The sequence below is a fragment of the Congregibacter sp. genome (assembly GCF_047617445.1).
In the GTDB taxonomy this organism is placed as follows: domain Bacteria; phylum Pseudomonadota; class Gammaproteobacteria; order Pseudomonadales; family Halieaceae; genus Congregibacter.
The window spans coordinates 1-15778 of the sequence record NZ_JBLGBE010000076.1 but is presented as its reverse complement, the minus strand read 5'-3'; the positions used below and the strand labels follow the sequence as shown (position 1 = coordinate 15778).

12 protein-coding genes and 1 pseudogene are annotated in these 15778 nt (G+C 55.3%); all 13 read left to right on the top strand.

The window, feature by feature from the left end:
- Positions 1-690: cytochrome c-type biogenesis CcmF C-terminal domain-containing protein (locus ACI9KD_RS14230; protein ID WP_414981837.1), on the top strand; the 690-nt coding region annotated here is incomplete at its 5' end.
- Entirely contained in the window at positions 674-1213 is a 540-nt protein-coding gene (locus ACI9KD_RS14225; RefSeq protein ID WP_414981836.1) for a DsbE family thiol:disulfide interchange protein, read from the top strand. The genes ACI9KD_RS14230 and ACI9KD_RS14225, both read left to right, overlap by 17 nt.
- 26 nt (positions 1214-1239) lie before the next feature.
- Positions 1240-1710, top strand: a complete 471-nt coding sequence (locus ACI9KD_RS14220; RefSeq protein WP_414981835.1) for a cytochrome c-type biogenesis protein — start codon at positions 1240-1242, stop codon at positions 1708-1710.
- Positions 1707-2900 (top strand): tetratricopeptide repeat protein, encoded by a 1194-nt coding sequence (locus tag ACI9KD_RS14215; protein ID WP_414981834.1) that lies wholly within the window; start codon positions 1707-1709, stop codon positions 2898-2900. The genes ACI9KD_RS14220 and ACI9KD_RS14215 overlap by 4 nt, the downstream gene beginning before the upstream one ends.
- A 139-nt stretch (positions 2901-3039) precedes the next feature.
- Entirely contained in the window at positions 3040-6540 is a 3501-nt protein-coding gene (gene smc, locus ACI9KD_RS14210; protein ID WP_414981833.1) for a chromosome segregation protein SMC, read from the top strand.
- Positions 6541-6601: 61 nt separating this feature from the next.
- Positions 6602-7552, top strand: coding sequence for a cell division protein ZipA (gene zipA / locus ACI9KD_RS14205; protein ID WP_414981832.1), 951 nt, complete (start codon positions 6602-6604; stop codon positions 7550-7552).
- Between the two features lie 8 nt (positions 7553-7560).
- Positions 7561-9591, top strand: a complete 2031-nt coding sequence (gene ligA, locus ACI9KD_RS14200; RefSeq protein WP_414981831.1) for an NAD-dependent DNA ligase LigA — start codon at positions 7561-7563, stop codon at positions 9589-9591.
- Positions 9588-10208 (top strand): hypothetical protein, encoded by a 621-nt coding sequence (locus ACI9KD_RS14195; protein WP_414981830.1) that lies wholly within the window; start codon positions 9588-9590, stop codon positions 10206-10208. Before ligA ends, ACI9KD_RS14195 begins: the two co-directional genes overlap by 4 nt.
- 99 nt (positions 10209-10307) lie before the next feature.
- On the top strand, positions 10308-11018 hold the full coding sequence (gene phoB, locus ACI9KD_RS14190; RefSeq protein ID WP_414981829.1) for a phosphate regulon transcriptional regulator PhoB: 711 nt from the start codon (positions 10308-10310) through the stop codon (positions 11016-11018).
- Positions 11015-12292: a phosphate regulon sensor histidine kinase PhoR gene (gene phoR / locus ACI9KD_RS14185; RefSeq protein WP_414981828.1), complete on the top strand. Its 1278-nt coding sequence runs from the start codon at positions 11015-11017 to the stop codon at positions 12290-12292. Before phoB ends, phoR begins: the two co-directional genes overlap by 4 nt.
- The gene (locus ACI9KD_RS14180) at positions 12289-13200 is read left to right on the top strand and encodes a PstS family phosphate ABC transporter substrate-binding protein (RefSeq protein WP_414981827.1); all 912 of its coding nucleotides are present in this window, start codon (positions 12289-12291) and stop codon (positions 13198-13200) included. The genes phoR and ACI9KD_RS14180 overlap by 4 nt, the downstream gene beginning before the upstream one ends.
- Positions 13193-15274, top strand: a complete 2082-nt coding sequence (locus ACI9KD_RS14175) for an ABC transporter permease subunit (RefSeq protein ID WP_414981826.1) — start codon at positions 13193-13195, stop codon at positions 15272-15274. The genes ACI9KD_RS14180 and ACI9KD_RS14175 overlap by 8 nt, the downstream gene beginning before the upstream one ends.
- Positions 15261-15778 (top strand): annotated as a pseudogene (locus ACI9KD_RS14170) (phosphate ABC transporter, permease protein PstA); the annotation flags it as partial. The gene ACI9KD_RS14175 and the pseudogene ACI9KD_RS14170, both read left to right, overlap by 14 nt.

Here is a 15778-nt window from a genome sequence, read left to right as displayed (position 1 = left end):
GTGGTGCTTGCCTGCGGCGCGAGTTTTCCGTTTTTAAGCGATCAGGCTTTTAATGTCTGGGTGGCGCTTGCGGTGGTGCTCGCGGGCTGGCTGGTTGCGGGGCTGGTGCAGGATTTTCGAGATCGCACTAGTAATAGCCCGAACCTGATTCGCAGTCTCCGTCGGCAAACGCCCAGCTACTGGGGCATGGTGCTTGCGCATTGCGGCTTTGCGCTGGCCATCGTCGGTGTGGTGGCTACATCGCAATACAATATCGAACGCGACCTCCGCATGGCGCCGGGCGAATCGGAAACGCTGGCAGGCTACCGTTTTGAGTTTATTGAAACTGTCAGGCTGCGCGGGGCAAATTATCTAGCTGATGGTGCCCGCTTCGAGGTGTACCAGGACGACAAACTCATCAGCACAATGCTGGCGGAGAAACGCCGCTATCTGGCATCAGGTTCTGTAATGACCGAGGCGGCAATCGACGGTGGCTTGTTCCGCGATTTGTATGTAGCCATGGGAGAGCCTGTGGGCGACGGCGGAGCTTGGGCCATTCGCCTGCACTACAAGCCGATGGTGCGCTGGATGTGGTTGGGCGCGATATTTATGGGTGCGGGTGGTTTGCTTACGGTAACCGATCGTCGCTACCGGCGTCAGCCAAGCCGAAGCGCTGTCGAGGCCGGGGGCGCTAATGTCGCCAAGGCTTAAGCTATTTGTTCCCCTGGGGCTGTTCGTACTGCTTGCGATATTGCTGTTTCGCGGGCTGTCACTGGATCCCCAGGGATTGCCCTCGGCGCTCATTGATAAACCTTTGCCAGTATTCAGCTTGCCGGCGCTGCGCACTGAACAGACACTGAGCAATGCGGATCTTGTGGGAGAGCCGGCACTCCTTAACGTTTGGGCAACCTGGTGCATTTCCTGTCGTGTGGAACATCCCTATCTTCAGCGCTTAGCGGATACCGGTGTGCGTATCTACGGACTCAATTACAAAGATGACGCCGTTGCTGCGCGTAGCTGGTTGGATAACCTGGGTGATCCCTACCAGGCGAGTGTTGTCGATGCAGACGGAGCACTGGGACTTGATCTGGGCGTTTATGGCGCTCCCGAGACTTACTTTATCGATGCCAATGGCGTTATTCGCTATCGCCACGTAGGGGTTATCGATGAGCGTATATGGACTGGACGTTTGAAGGCGATTTATGACGCTCTCAGAACGCCGGCTGATTCCTGATGTCAGTTGGGTCAGCCAAGAAATCATTGAAGTTAATCGGTCTGTTTTTGGGTGTTTTTTGGTCCGTATGTACATTTGCCGTCATTGAGACCTACGAGTTTTCATCGCCACAGCTCGAAGCGCGTTACCGGGTTCTTAGTCAGGAATTGCGATGCCCTAAATGCCAAAACCAAAATATTGCGGATTCGAATGCGCCTATTTCGCAGGACCTCCGTGCCCTCCTCTACGAGAAATTAGAGGAGGGCGCTAGCGATGAAGCCATTCTTGAAGGCATGGTGGCTCGCTATGGTGAGTTCGTACGCTACCGACCCGGTACACGCGGTGCGGCGCTCTGGCTCTGGCTCGCTCCAGCCCTAATGCTCGGCGCAGGATTTTTGCTTTTGTTGCTACTCCTGAGACGTGGGCGGGCAGTTTCCAAGGCAAGCGACGCAGCTTTGACGCCGCAAGAGCGTGCTCGTCTGGATCAATTGATCAACAACGAGGCGGACAACACATGATCGGCTTTTTGATGGGCGTGCTGGCTTTGTGTCTGCTGGCGGCGGGACTATTGCTGCTGCGAAAGCAAGGTCCGCCTCGGGCGGCCGATGCCAGTGACCCAAATCTGGGTTGGTATGCCCAGCGCGAAGCCGAGCTTGAAGGGCAGGACGCGCAGCTTTTGGAGGATGCACAATTACGGCTTCTTGAGGACTCGAAAACAAGCTCTGCAATACCTGCCGCTACGCTCACTGCAGGTCGTGGTCCGGGGCTGGCACTGCTGCTGATCGTGCTGCTGATTTCAGGATTAGTTTATCTGCAAACCGGTTCTATCGAAGACGTACTGATTTATGAAGACTTGGCTCAGTTAACGCCGGAAGATAGCGAGGTAACACGGGAGGCGCTGCTGGGACGGATCGCTGCTCGCAGTCGTGTGAAAGAAGACAACTTGCAGTATCTCGGGTTGTTGGGGCAGCTTTATATGGCCGGGGAAGAGTACGCCTTGGCAAGCGAAAGCTTTGGGCGTTTGGCAGAGAAAACACCTGAAGATCCTCAGGCTTTGGCCATGGCTGCGCAAGCACGATTCCTGGCCGCCAACCGGCAACTGGATAGTGATGCACAGCTACTGGCTGAGCGGGCACTGGCCGTAGACCCTGAGCAGCGCACCGCCCTTGGACTGTTGGGTATGGCGTCCTTTGAGAGTGGAGCCTACGGCGCGGCGATCAACTACTGGGGTCGACTTCAGGCACAGGAAGCTCCGGGGTCCACCGGGTACGAGATGCTTAATCAAGTGATTAGCGTTGCGCAGGAGCGCAGTGGCCTGGGCCTTGAGCTTGCGGTGACTCCTGACGTAGACCAAAGCGCCCCTGGTATTTCAGTGACGCTGGCATTACCTGATGATCATCAGACTGATCCTCAGGCTGTGGTGTTCGTGTTTGCGCGACAGGCTGGAGCGCAGGGTGGTATGCCCATTGCTGTTCGCCGCCTGCGGGCAGCGCAACTGCCGCTGACCTTGAGGTTGAGCGATGGAGATTCGATGGCAGGTCAGCTCCTCAGCGAGGCCGGTGATGTTCTGGTATCTGCACAGGTATCAGCCAATGGCCAGCCTGGTGCTGCGAACGCCTCCTTGACAGGGGTGGGCGGTCCTATTGCTGCCGGCGGTAGCGAAGTCGCAATTCAGATCCAGCTTCAAGGGCAGGACCAGCGCAGTTGAGTCGATTATTGGGCGGGCATAGTGTTATCCGCACAAAGTAGATACACTATATCTTGTGGTTATCACAAGGGCGCCACACAATAAATGATTAACTATTTTTGATAGAAAACAAGATGTTATGAAGGATAGCTAAAGTTAGATGCGTCTAAAGTCTATTAAGCTGGCAGGCTTCAAGTCCTTCGTGGATCCCACGGCTGTGCACTTTCCCACCAATATGAGCGCCGTTGTCGGCCCTAATGGTTGCGGGAAGTCCAATATTATCGACGCGGTGCGCTGGGTCATGGGCGAGAGCTCAGCCAAGAACCTGCGCGGCGAATCCATGGCTGATGTCATATTCAATGGATCCGGTAATCGCCAGCCTGTGGGTCAGGCGTCCATTGAACTCATCTTTGACAACAGCGATGGCCGCGTTGGCGGTGAGTACGCCAGTTATGCTGAGATCGGCATACGTCGCCAGGTCACCCGCGATGGGCAGTCCGACTATTTTCTAAACGGCACGAAGTGCCGCCGACGCGATATCACCGATATATTTTTGGGCACGGGTTTAGGCCCGCGAAGCTACGCTATTATCGAACAGGGCATGATTTCCCGACTGATCGAGTCCAAGCCTGAAGAGCTGCGGATTTTTATTGAAGAAGCGGCTGGTATATCCAAGTACAAAGAGCGCCGGCGGGAAACAGAATCCCGTATGCGCCGCACCGTTGAGAACCTCGAGAGGCTGACTGACCTTCGCGACGAATTACAGCGTCAACTACAACACCTCGAGCGTCAATCCCAGGCCGCGGAAAAGTACAAGAATCTAAAGTCCGAAGAACGGGCGCTTCGTCAGCAGTTGATGGCTGGACAGTTGCGGGAGCTGCAAGCGCAATACGCGGCGGCGGCTCATGAGGTGGGCGAGCACGAGGTCCGTCTCGAGGCTGTGTATGCCGATCAACAGCGTGTGGATACATCCCTTGAGGAACATAGGGTGACCCATGGTGAGCGAAACGACGCGCTAGTCGAAGTACAGGGGCGCTTTTACGCTATCGGGGCTGAAGTGAGCCGCGTAGAGCAAGAGATCCGGTATCAGGGAGAGAAGGCCGAGCAGATCAATGATGATTTGCGCAGCACTGAGGTCGGTCTCGAGCAGGCTAATCAGCATTTGGAAGAAGACGGCGATCGTTTGGCCGGCTGGGAAGAAGAGCTTGCGTCATTAGGGCCTGCCTTAGAATCGCAGCGGGCCGCAGCGTCAAGTGCCAGCGCCGCTTTGGCGGATGCCGAAACCAAAATGCAGTCCTGGCAAACAGACTGGGACGAATTCAACCAAAAGGCCGCCGTCCCCCGGCAGCAAACCGAAGTGCAGCAGTCGCGTATTCAGCATTTGGAGCACTCCCTTGCGCGTTTGCAGAAGCGTTTGGAGCAGTTGGGGCAAGAGCGTGCGTCCCAGAACGATGATGAAGCCGTAGAGGCTCTGGCAGCGCTTCGCGAGGAGTTGGAAGACGCCAACGTCGCCAGCGAGGCTCTGTCAGAGAAGCTTCAAAGCTTGGAGAACGACGTTACCCGCCTGCGATCGGAGCGACGAGAGCGTCAGGAACAGCTCAACGAAATGCGGTCAAAATTGCAGATTCAGCGTGGCCGGGAAGCTTCGCTGGATGCTTTGCAGCAGGCCGCAAAAGAACGTGCTGAGGGCGGCAAGGTTGGAGATTGGCTGCGTCAACGTGGCCTGTCCGAAAACCCCCGTTTATTGGATGAGCTTCAGGTTGAGGATCGTTGGCAGCGCGCGGTAGAGGTTGTGTTGGGCGGTGCTTTGCAGGGTGTTTGTGTGGAGAGCGTGGATACGCTTGATGCGGCCCTGGGTGAGCTTGCCAGCGGTGATCTAACCTTGTTTGAGGCATCTGGCGATACGTCCTACGTAGACGACTCGCTTGCGGGAAAATTGCAGGGTAACAGCCGTGCACGAGCTTTGTTGGCCGCAGTGCGCTGTGCTGATAACAGTGCGGATGCCCAGGCGAAGCGTTCGAGTCTTGCACCTGGAGAATCGCTGATTACGCCTGAGGGTCTGTGGTTTGGTCGCAATTGGGTAAGAGCACTCAACGGCGGTGAAACGGAGTCTGGCCTGATCGGTCGGCAACAGGAATTAGAGTCCTTAGGCGAGGAGATAGCGCAGCTTGCAGATGCTGAGTCAGAAGCAAAGGATGCTTTGACAGATAGTGATGAGCGCCTTGCGACAGCGGAGCAGCAACTCAAGGCATCGCGCAGTGAAGCGGATACGGGGGCACGCAAGCGATCGGATGTCTTGTCCCGCGTTCGGGCTGAAGAAGCTAAACAAGAACAGGTGCTTGCGCGACGCGAACGTCTGGATCATGAAGTGAGTGAGCTGCGTGGTCAGTTTGAGCAAGAGCAGGGCGCTATCGGTGAAGCGAGGACTAAGCTTGCAGCCGCGATCGAGTCTATGGATGGAGATACCGCTGATCGAGAAACGCGACTGTCTCTTCGCGACGGTCTTCGCAGTGCCTTGGACACCGCCAGAAGTGAAGCACACCAAAGTCGCGATGCGTCACATCAAGCGGCACTTCGACATCAGTCGCTGGTTACCCAGAGCGAAACTATTCGAAGCGCTTTAGTGAGAAGTCGCGAGCAGGTCGAGCGACTGGGGGAGCGTCTAGAGTTCTTGCGAAGCTCTCGCTTGGAGAACGATGAGCCTCTCGAAGGCTTGAGGATGGATCTAGAGTCGCAGCTCGCATTGCGGCTTGAGTCGGAGGCTCGACTGACGGCCGCCCGACAGGCTCTGGCTGATATTGAGCACACCTTGCGCCAAGCAGAACAAGAGCGGCTACAAATCGAACAGCGCGCTGCTAGCTTGCGCGAGAAGCTTGAGTCTCGGCGTTTTACCGTGCAGGGCCTGGAGCACCAGCAAAACACCCTGCAAGGTCAGCTAGAGGACTTGGGTGGCAATCTCGATAGTCTTTTGGAAGCTCTGCCTGAAGCGCTGGATATGTCTGCCTGGCAGACGGAGCTTGAGCGTTACGCTAATCGAATTGCGCGACTCGGTCCGATCAACCTCGCGGCCGTCGAGGAGTTTCAGCAGCAGTCAGAGCGCAAGCGCTATCTCGACGCTCAGAACGAAGATCTTGAATCCGCATTGGATACCCTCGAAGCGGCGATTCGAAAAATTGATAAAGAAACCCGTAACCGCTTCAAAGATACGTTTGATCAGGTCAATGCAGGTTTACAAGAGCTATTCCCTCGGGTATTCGGCGGTGGTGCGGCAAGCCTCGAAATGACAGGAGATGATTTGCTCGATACCGGTGTATCCATTCTGGCCCAGCCTCCTGGAAAGAAGAACAGCACAATTCATTTGCTGTCCGGTGGAGAGAAAGCGCTCACCGCGATCGCATTGGTGTTCTCGATCTTTCAGCTCAATCCCGCGCCGTTTTGTATGCTCGACGAGGTCGATGCGCCGCTGGACGACGCCAACGTAGCTCGTTACGCGCGGATGGTTAAAGAAATGTCAGAGAAGGTGCAGTTTGTGTTCATTACCCACAACAAGATCACCATGGAAATGGCCGATCAACTCATGGGTGTGACCATGCACGAGCCGGGTGTATCACGCCTGGTGACTGTTGATGTAGAAGAAGCTGCGGAATTGGCGGCAAGCTGATAATGCGCGACTGCCATAGAGTGTCTTATTCGCTGTTGTTTGGGGAGGAGTAAAAAAGCCCGTGCCTGAATTGACTTTGCGCGATGGAATGGTGCTCGTCGGGAGTCTTCTGATTCTTGCGGTGATGGTTGATGCCTGGCGCAGAATGCGCAGTCAGAAGCGCGAGCGCCTGCGCGTGAAACTAGCACCGGAAGTCCCCGGCGACGGGCCGAGTGGGGAACCCATGGTTTTTCGTGAGCTCCCCAACGGTGGAGCACGTCTTGTCAGTCGTGAAGATTTACTGGGACTCGATGGTCTTGGACCATCCAGCGACAACCCCAGGATTTTGGCGGGGGAAGCATCAGAAAATGCGGCAAAAGACACGTCTATCTCTGATCTTGCGGGCCATGCTGGAACTCCGGGAGCGACCACGGAAGAACCCGTCGCTACGGAACCTCAGTCAAGTCCGACTGAGATCGACGTCTCACTTGAGGGTATGCACGCCAACGATCTTGAGCCCACCAATTTAGATTGGCTTGATGACATTCCCGAGCAACAGTCAGAGCCGGGGGAGGCTACAGTGGAGTCGCAACACGCGGTTCAGACGGAAGTAATCATTCTGCACGTGATGTCTCGCAACTCCGAAGGCTTTGCTGGCAAGGATATTCTAGAAATACTGTTGGCCTGCGATTTGCGCTTTGGTGATATGAGCTTTTTTCATCGTCACGAGCAGCAGGCGGGTAGAGGACCGATCCAGTTTAGCGTCGCCAATATGCTCCAGCCCGGTGTCTTTGACATCGATCGTATGGATGGTATATCTACCAAAGGCTTAGTGTTTTTTATCACTCTTCCTGGACCCCAAGACATGATCCAGGCTTTTGACTACATGTTGGAAACCGCCCGCGTCGTCGCCCGAAATCTTGGCGGAGATCTTCTGGATGAGTCCCGTAGTGTGTTGACCCAACAGACCGTGGAGCACTCCCGGCAGCAGATTCGTGAACTTGAACGCCGACTACTTGCCCAGCGGGGCTAGGAATAGGCATGCCCGAGCACGACGACATTCAAGCTCAGCTTGAGGCTCTGCGAGAGCAAGTCGAGCACTGGAATCACCAGTACTACGTTCTCGATCAGCCAACAGTCCCCGATCAGGATTACGACAAAGCGCTGCGTGAGCTTCAAAAGCTAGAAGCTGAGCACCCCCGATTTCAGGACCCTTCATCCCCGACTCAGCGTGTGGGTGCACCGCCACTCAATGCCTTTCAAAGTGTGGCACACCCTATGCCCATGCTATCTCTAGACAATGCCTTCAGTGATGATGAACTCGATGCATTTCTTCAGCGTGTGGTTGGTCGTTTGGATGTGGCCTCGCTGCCGGAGTTGGTTGCAGAGCCCAAGCTTGACGGTATCGCAGTCAGTTTGATTTACCGAGAAGGGGTGCTCAGTCGGGCAGCCACCCGTGGAGATGGAACTCACGGAGAAGATATAACCCTCAACGTTCGAACCATAGGCTCCGTACCTCTGAGGCTTCAAGGCAACACCTGGCCCCAAATAGTAGAAATCCGTGGTGAGATATTTATGCCTCGCGCGGGTTTTGAGGCTTTTAATGATCATGCGCGACGCAGTGGTGAGAAGCCCTTTGTAAACCCAAGAAATGCAGCTGCGGGGTCCTTACGCCAACTTGATTCACAGATCACCGCGCGCAGGCCACTTGAGTTTTGCGCCTACGCATCAGGTCAACACCCCGAGGTGGACTGGCCGAAGTCACACTGGGATGTGTTGCAGCTCTTTGCCAGTTGGGGTGTACCTGTTAGTCGTTACGCGGAGCGTCTGTCCACCCTCGAAGAGTGCGTTGATTACTATCATCGCTTGGGCGAGCAGCGCGACGGTTTGAGTTTTGATATTGATGGCATTGTGTACAAGGTCAATGACTTTGAGGCGCAGACCAAATTAGGATTCGTTGCGCGTGCACCACGGTGGTCTATTGCCCGAAAATTTCCGGCCCAGGAGGCCGTGACCAAGGTCACTGGGGTCGAGTTTCAGGTGGGGCGCACAGGCGCGATTACACCCGTGGCCAGGCTGGAGCCTGTGTTTGTTGGGGGTGTCACCGTGAGTAATGCGACTTTGCATAACATGGATGAAATAGGGCGCCTGGAGCTCCATCACGGAGATACAGTGGTTGTTCGACGTGCGGGAGATGTCATTCCTCAGGTCGTGTCTGTTATCGAAGAACGGCGTATAGCGGGTGCGGCGCTGATTGATACGCCTACTGCATGTCCAGTGTGTGCGTCTGCAGTGAATCGAGTGGCGGGAGAGGCGACCCTGAGATGCTCCGGAGGACTGATATGCCCTGCGCAACTTAAAGCCGCAGTGCGCCACTTTGCCAGCCGCCGGGCGATGGACATCGATGGCCTGGGGGAGAAACTGGTCGAGCAGATGGTAGATAACGGGCTGGTGCGCGATGTTGCAGACCTGTTCAAGCTTGATCAAACAGCGCTGCTCTCCCTAGATCGCATGGGAGAAAAATCGGCTACAAAGTTGCTGGCGGCGATCGCATCCAGTCGAGAAACGACACTATCTCGATTTATCTTCGCCCTGGGTATTCGCGAAGTTGGGGAGGCTACGGCCATATCACTCGCTAAGTACTTTGGCACGATAAAGGCGATTGAAGAGGCAGATCTCGATAGCTTGCTCGAAGTGCCGGATGTAGGTCCTGTGGTGGCACAACATCTGTGCGCGTTTTTTACGACGGCAGCGAATCAGCAGGTGCTTGAGGCTCTGTTAGGCGCCGCTGTGGTGTGGCCGGCTATCGAGATTGCAAAACGAGAGGTTCAGGGTCCCCTGGCGGGGCAAACATGGGTCGTGAGCGGGAAGCTTGAGAGTCAGTCCCGTGATGAGGCGGAAGAGGCGCTTCGCGCTTTGGGTGCGCGTACCTCGAAGTCAGTTTCCAGTAAGACCTGTGTTTTACTCGCAGGCCCTGGTGCCGGTAGCAAACTGTCCAAGGCAGAGTCCTTGGGTGTGGAAATCGTTGATGAGCCTGAGTTTCTTGCTCGACTTACGCAGGCTAGGGAATGACTTCGACGCCTCCGGCTTTGCCTGTGATGCTTCTTGCCGCGTTTATTCTTGTGGGCTGTGCTACTTCGCCTCCCAAGGATGTTAGCAATATCTGCGGGATATTTGATGACAAGCGCGGGTGGTACAAAGACGCGCGCGACTCAGAAAAAGCCTGGGGCAGCTCAATCCCGGTAATGATGGCAATCGTGCACCAGGAGTCGCGGTTTATCGCGAATGCGAAACCACCGCGGAAGAAGATTTTGGGTTTCATTCCTGGGCCGCGACCTTCCGATTCCTATGGATACAGTCAGGCTCTGGAGTCGACCTGGGGTGGGTATCAGCGCTCGGCGGGGCGTTATGGCGCCGATCGTGATGACTTTGGCGACGCGATCGATTTTGTCGGTTGGTACAACCATCAGTCATATCGCCGCAATGATATCTCCAAGAACGATGCCTATCGTCTTTACTTGGCGTATCACGAGGGGCATGGCGGTTACGAGCGCGGCAGTTATCGGTCCAAAGACTGGCTGCTGAGCGTGGCGCGAAAGGTCTCTGATCGTTCTGCCGTGTATGAGCGTCAGCTCGCGGGCTGTCAAGCCGCATTGGAAGAAGGGAGGGGTTGGTTTGGGTGGTTCTGATTACCACAGGTCTGTGTCAGATTGCCCTGGGATTGTCATCTTAGTGTCATACGAGGGTTGCAAGATTCATGGCTTTAGCGATCCTGTGGGAGAGTAGGGATGAGCGAACGTACGGTACTGGTTGTTGATGATGAATTCGCGATTCGCGACATGTTGCGAATGGCGTTGGAGATTGTTGATTATCGATGTCTCGAAGCCGACAACATTCAGGATGCTCATGCCATAGTCGTGGATCAGCGTCCGGATATTGTTCTTCTTGATTGGATGTTGCCAGGTGGTAGTGGCATCGAGTTGCTACGGCGACTGAAGCGAGACGAAACCACTAAAGAGATCCCTGTGATCATGTTGACGGCGAAGACCGCTGAAGACAACTTGATTCAAGGTTTAGAAGTGGGTGCGGACGACTATATGACCAAACCCTTTGCACCCCGGGAACTCATCGCACGTATCAAGGCTTTGCTGCGCCGCTCTGGCGTGGGCGAGAGCACGGATCGCATGCAAGTCTCGGAGCTTGTACTGGACGGCAAAAGTCGTCGGGTGTTTTTGGGGGAGCAACCCTTGGACATGGGTCCAACGGAGTTCAACTTGTTGCAGTTTTTTATGTCGCATCCTGAGCGCGCCTATAGTCGCAACCAAATGCTGGATCAGGTTTGGGGAGCGAACGTGTACGTCGAAGAGCGAACGATAGATGTTCATATTCGACGGCTGCGCAAGGCTCTGCAGATAGACGGAAAGGACTACAGCGGCGTTGTTCAGACCGTTCGCGGTACGGGCTATCGCTTTTCTTCTCGGGGAGTACCCGCGGATTGAGTCTCGCTGGCAGTTGGCGCGCTGAACTTCGTAAGCTGCTACTGGTACTTGCTGCCTCGGGTGTGCTCGGCTGGGCTACGGGCTTTACGCTTGAGATGCTGTGCTTGGGACTGTTTGTTCTCACGGGTATCTGGCTTTGGCAGCTCTGGCTTATGCGTCGCTGGTTGGAGGACCCCAATCAGGCTCCTCCTGAAAGTGCCGGAATCTGGGGTCTTGTTTACGACACAATCTATGGTTTGCAACGCGAAAATCGCGAGGCCAGAGGGCGTCTGCAGTCAACAGTAGACTATCTGAGAAGTTCTTTTGCCTCTATGCACGACGGGGTTTTGATTCTCACGCAAAGCGGTGCAATTGAGTGGTCCAATGATGCGGCTCAGGGCCTGCTAGGTTTGGATTACCCGCGGGATCGTGGCCAGCCGGTGTTGAATCTCCTTCGCTGGCCGGTTTTTCATGAGTATTTTCTGAAGGGCGATTTTCAACAACCCCTGCAACTGCCTAGCGCGAGCAATAGCCGTCAAATTCTCCAAGTAGAGATCACGACCTTCGCTGGCGGTGATTTTCTACTCTTTTTTCGGGATGTTACCCGGGTGGTTCAGATGGAGCGGATGCGTCGCGACTTTGTCGGCAACGTCTCTCACGAATTACGCACGCCGCTGACCGTGTTTAAGGGCTACCTCGATACGCTTTCTTCAAGCGAATTGTTTGAAGATGTGCGGTTTAAGAAAGCTGCAGGACAAATGGATCTGCAGGTGCAGCGCATGGAAAACCTGCTCACGGATTTGCTTTGGCTTAGCCGCATCGAGACCGTGAGTGAGGATCGTGAAACCAATGCAGTTAACATGGTGGCGATGCTTCAAGAGTTGAAGGAGGAGCTAGGCTCCAGTCATCCAGAGCGTTTGGTGGTCCTCGAATTAGAAACGCGTGAAACGGTATCGGGAAATTATCGAGAGTTGCGCAGTGCTGTGTCCAATCTAGTGATTAACGCGCTGAAGTACAGCGGAGAAGAAGAGCCGGTACGGATAAGTTGGGTACGGGAAGATGATTCACTGGTGTTACATGTAGCGGACTCTGGTGTGGGCATTGAACAGCAACACATCAGCCGTATTACCGAGCGCTTTTACCGGGTTGACGAGAGCCGGAATGCGCGTACCGGCGGTACCGGTTTAGGTCTGGCTATCGTCAAGCACGTGGCAGTATCGCATCGGGCTGAGCTAACTATTGATAGCGAGCCGGGGCGGGGGAGCCGATTTTCTTTGCACTTTCCTCTGACGTGAGGCGCCACTCCTTCTTAAACGTTTGTCTCGTTACCGCTGTATTGATTGGGTTCCCCGCGACGCAGGCAGCAGAGCCCCTGGTGGGCAAACTTGTCAGTACAGGATCTGACACACTCGGCGCCCTTACGTCGATTTGGGCCGAAATGCTAACTGCGCGACATTCCCGAGTTGCCATGCAAGTTCGAGCCATCGGTTCCGGTGCAGCGCCAACGGCCCTGACTCAGGGAACCGCTGACATCGGACCTATGAGTCGTCCCATGTCTCCGGATGAGATCAATGCCTTTAGTCGCAAGTATGGCTATCAGCCCACGGCTATCCCGGTAGCAGAGGATGCGCTGGCGGTTTTTGTACATAGGAATAATCCACTGGATAGCATAACCACAGCGCAGCTTGATGCCGTTTTTTCGAGTACGCGCCGTTGTGGGTTTCCCGCTACGATTCGCGACTGGGGTGTGTTGGGCTTGTCCGCGCCTTGGGGCCGGAGAGTGATAAGTGTGTATGGCCGTAGCGCGGCATCGGGGACTTATAGCGTCTTTCGACGCCAGGTACTGTGCTCCGGCGATTTTGCGGTGTATCTCAACCGGCTTGTGGGGTCTTCAGCGGTTGTCAGGGCAGTGGCCATGGACGTAAACGGTATCGGGTATGCGAGTGCGGGTTACCTGAATGCCAGCGTGAAGCAGTTGCGTGTCGTGCAAAATGACGGCGTGCAAGAAGCGGTTCTTTCTCGCCGCTTGTTTGTGTATATCAATCGCCCCCCCAAAGCACCTATTGATGCGCTAACTGCTGCGTTTCTGGAGGTCGCGTTTAGTGCTGAGGGTCAGCGAGAGGTGTCTCGGCTGGGCTACGGAGAACTCGGTAAGTCGGAGCTCGCGCGGCTGCGCTCAAAGCTGGGTTTGGACGATGCTTGAGTCGCGTCAGCAGATTTCGTCGAGCCGGCGGGCGCGGGATCGGCTGGCGAGCCTGACTATTGGCGCTGCAGGCGGTGCAGTGATCGTGCTTATCCTGCTGATTTTGGGTTATTTGCTGTACGTAGCGTTGCCGTTGGCAGCGCCAGCGAAGCTGGAATCACCATCAACCCGGGTGCTGTCATTTCAGAGCGACTTGGCTGTAATGGCTGGTGATGTGCTTTTGAAGATACCCGATACAGCGGCGACGCAGACAGGAAAGTTACTGAGCAGTGGTGAGCATGCGGTGTACTTGCGCAATGATATGTTGCAGGTATTCGATCTTTTGCTGCCTGGCATTGGATCAGAGAGCGACGTTGGAGAGGCAATACTGCGCACACGTGTGCCTGTATCCAACGCTATAGCAGGCAGCCTGAGTATTGATAGCCGCGATCAACGCCTGATGTTTTCGTATTCTGACAATGACGGCCTTCTTCACGCGGGGGTGCTTAGCTATGCGGCCGAATCGGGAGTCTCCTTGGTTCGCTGGTCGACGCCGGCGGGATCGCTCTTGGGTGGTGAGAGTCTAGTGGATGCAGCGTCCGGGCAAGTACTGCTAGTGAAGGATAGGTCCTATCTTCGATGGCAGCCTGATCGGGCGGGCTCCCAGCGTCTTGTTCAGGGGCTGCTGCCGGGTCTGCGTGCGGCGACTAAGCTTATCGCTTGGGGACCCAATCACGAGACACTGTTGCTAATTGACCGGGGTGATCAGTTGCATCGCTTTGATGTCGCCAGAGCTGCGATGCCGCGGCTGGGTGATCCCCGAAAAATGGCTATAGACGTGCGGTGGTTGGGTAGTGAGTCGAGTCGACGGGTGACGTATTTGGTTGGCAGCAATGGTGAACTCCTGATCCAGGTTCCCAGTAGCGGGGAAGAGTTGCTTCGACAGACGGTGGCTGAGCTTCGGGGTCCGGGTCGTTTGGGTATAGGCACTGATGGCGGATTTGTTTATCGACTAACGGGTGACAAGCTCTTGCGTGTGGGGATTCGGAATCCATACCCGGAAACCGGGTGGAGAAGCCTTTGGTTGCCTCAGTGGTTTGGCGCTTATGACGCCCCGGGGCATTACTGGCACCCGGATGGTGCAGCGATCGGCGCCTTATCCAAATTCAGTTTGTCACCCTTGCTGTACGGCACGTTTAAGGCTGCGCTGTATGGCATGTTACTGGCGATCCCTCTGGCTTTGGGCGCAGCGATATACACCGGATATTTTTTACCGGCACGTATTCGCAATCGCGTCAAACCCGCAATCGAAATGCTCGAAGCTTTTCCTACCGTAGTGCTGGGATTTGTCGCTGGGCTATGGCTCGCGCCGCTTTTATTGGACTACCTGCTTCCAATATTGCTGCTTCCTATTTTGTTACTGGGATTACCGCTTTTACTGGCGACCTTCCACTGGCTACTGCAACTCTTGTCTCCGCGATTTCAACGTCGACCACCTCGAATTGCGCTCATCTCCATAGTGTATTTGGCAGCCCTGGTCCTCCTGATGATGAATGCGGATGGCCTGGAGACTTGGCTGTTTGATGATTCGCTGAGGGACTGGCTTTGGAGTGAATGGGGTATTGCCTATGAACAAAGAAATGCTTTGTTGGTAGGAATGGCCATGGGCATCGCGATTACGCCGGTGATGTTTTCCATCGTCGAAGACTCAATCTTCGCTGTACCGCGTAGTCTCTCGGACGGAAGTCTTGCTCTGGGAGCAACGCGCTGGCAATCCCTTGCGCGAGTCGTGCTACCTGCCGCATCGCCGGCCATCTTATCGGCTTTGTTGATTGGCTTGGCCCGGGGGCTCGGAGAGACAATGATTGTATTACTCGCGACGGGAAATACGCCGCTTATGGAGCCTGGTGCGTTTTCAGGTCTTCGCAGTCTTAGTGCCAGTATTGTTGTTGAGTTGCCCGAAGCGGGCAGTGAGAGTGTGCAGTTCCGTCTATTGTTTTTGGTGGCTCTGGTGCTCTTTGGACTCACCTTTATCCTGAACACAGTCGCGGAGTTGTTTCGCCAGCGATTACGGTATGCCTATGCCAATCGCTAAGCGTCTGACCGGCGTCTCAAGTCTGCAGTCTGGAGTGCGGCGTGCGGAGCCGATCGTGTGGTTAAGTGCCGGGGCAGTGGTTTTTGCCTTGCTTGTCCTGATCGGTCTGCTGTCTTTACTTGCCGTGCGAGGCTTGACGCATTTTTGGCCACAACCGTTGCTTCTGCTGCAGACCACGGAATCGGGTCCCCAGGTCCAGCTTGGCGTGATTCTTGATCGTGAGACGGGGTCATCACAAGATCTTGAGCAGGTGCTTCTACACCGTGGGGGCGAAGGCTTTTTCGATTCCCCCTTAGTGTGGATTAACGATTCCACAGTGTTTAAGCGAAGCCTTCCCGGCAACGCGCTGGTGATAGAGCGCGAGAGTCTGGGTCCCATTTTTGGTTTTTTACAGTCACTTCGAGTCGATGTGCAGATGACGCCTATGAGTGAACTCTCCCTCGATGCGCAGCTTGGCGTGTTAAGGGATGCCATGAGAGCAGAGTCAGGCGCATCGACGTCGAG

Bases quoted from the DNA above. Each gene is read 5' to 3' on its own strand.
- ACI9KD_RS14225 (WP_414981836.1), top strand. From the start codon at position 674: ATGTCGCCAAGGCTTAAGCTATTTGTTCCCCTGGGGCTGTTCGTACTG.
- ACI9KD_RS14215 (WP_414981834.1), top strand. From the start codon at position 1,707: ATGATCGGCTTTTTGATGGGCGTGCTGGCTTTGTGTCTGCTGGCGGCG.
- smc (WP_414981833.1), top strand. From the start codon at position 3,040: ATGCGTCTAAAGTCTATTAAGCTGGCAGGCTTCAAGTCCTTCGTGGAT.
- ligA (WP_414981831.1), top strand. From the start codon at position 7,561: ATGCCCGAGCACGACGACATTCAAGCTCAGCTTGAGGCTCTGCGAGAG.
- ACI9KD_RS14195 (WP_414981830.1), top strand. From the start codon at position 9,588: ATGACTTCGACGCCTCCGGCTTTGCCTGTGATGCTTCTTGCCGCGTTT.
- phoB (WP_414981829.1), top strand. From the start codon at position 10,308: ATGAGCGAACGTACGGTACTGGTTGTTGATGATGAATTCGCGATTCGC.
- ACI9KD_RS14175 (WP_414981826.1), top strand. From the start codon at position 13,193: ATGCTTGAGTCGCGTCAGCAGATTTCGTCGAGCCGGCGGGCGCGGGAT.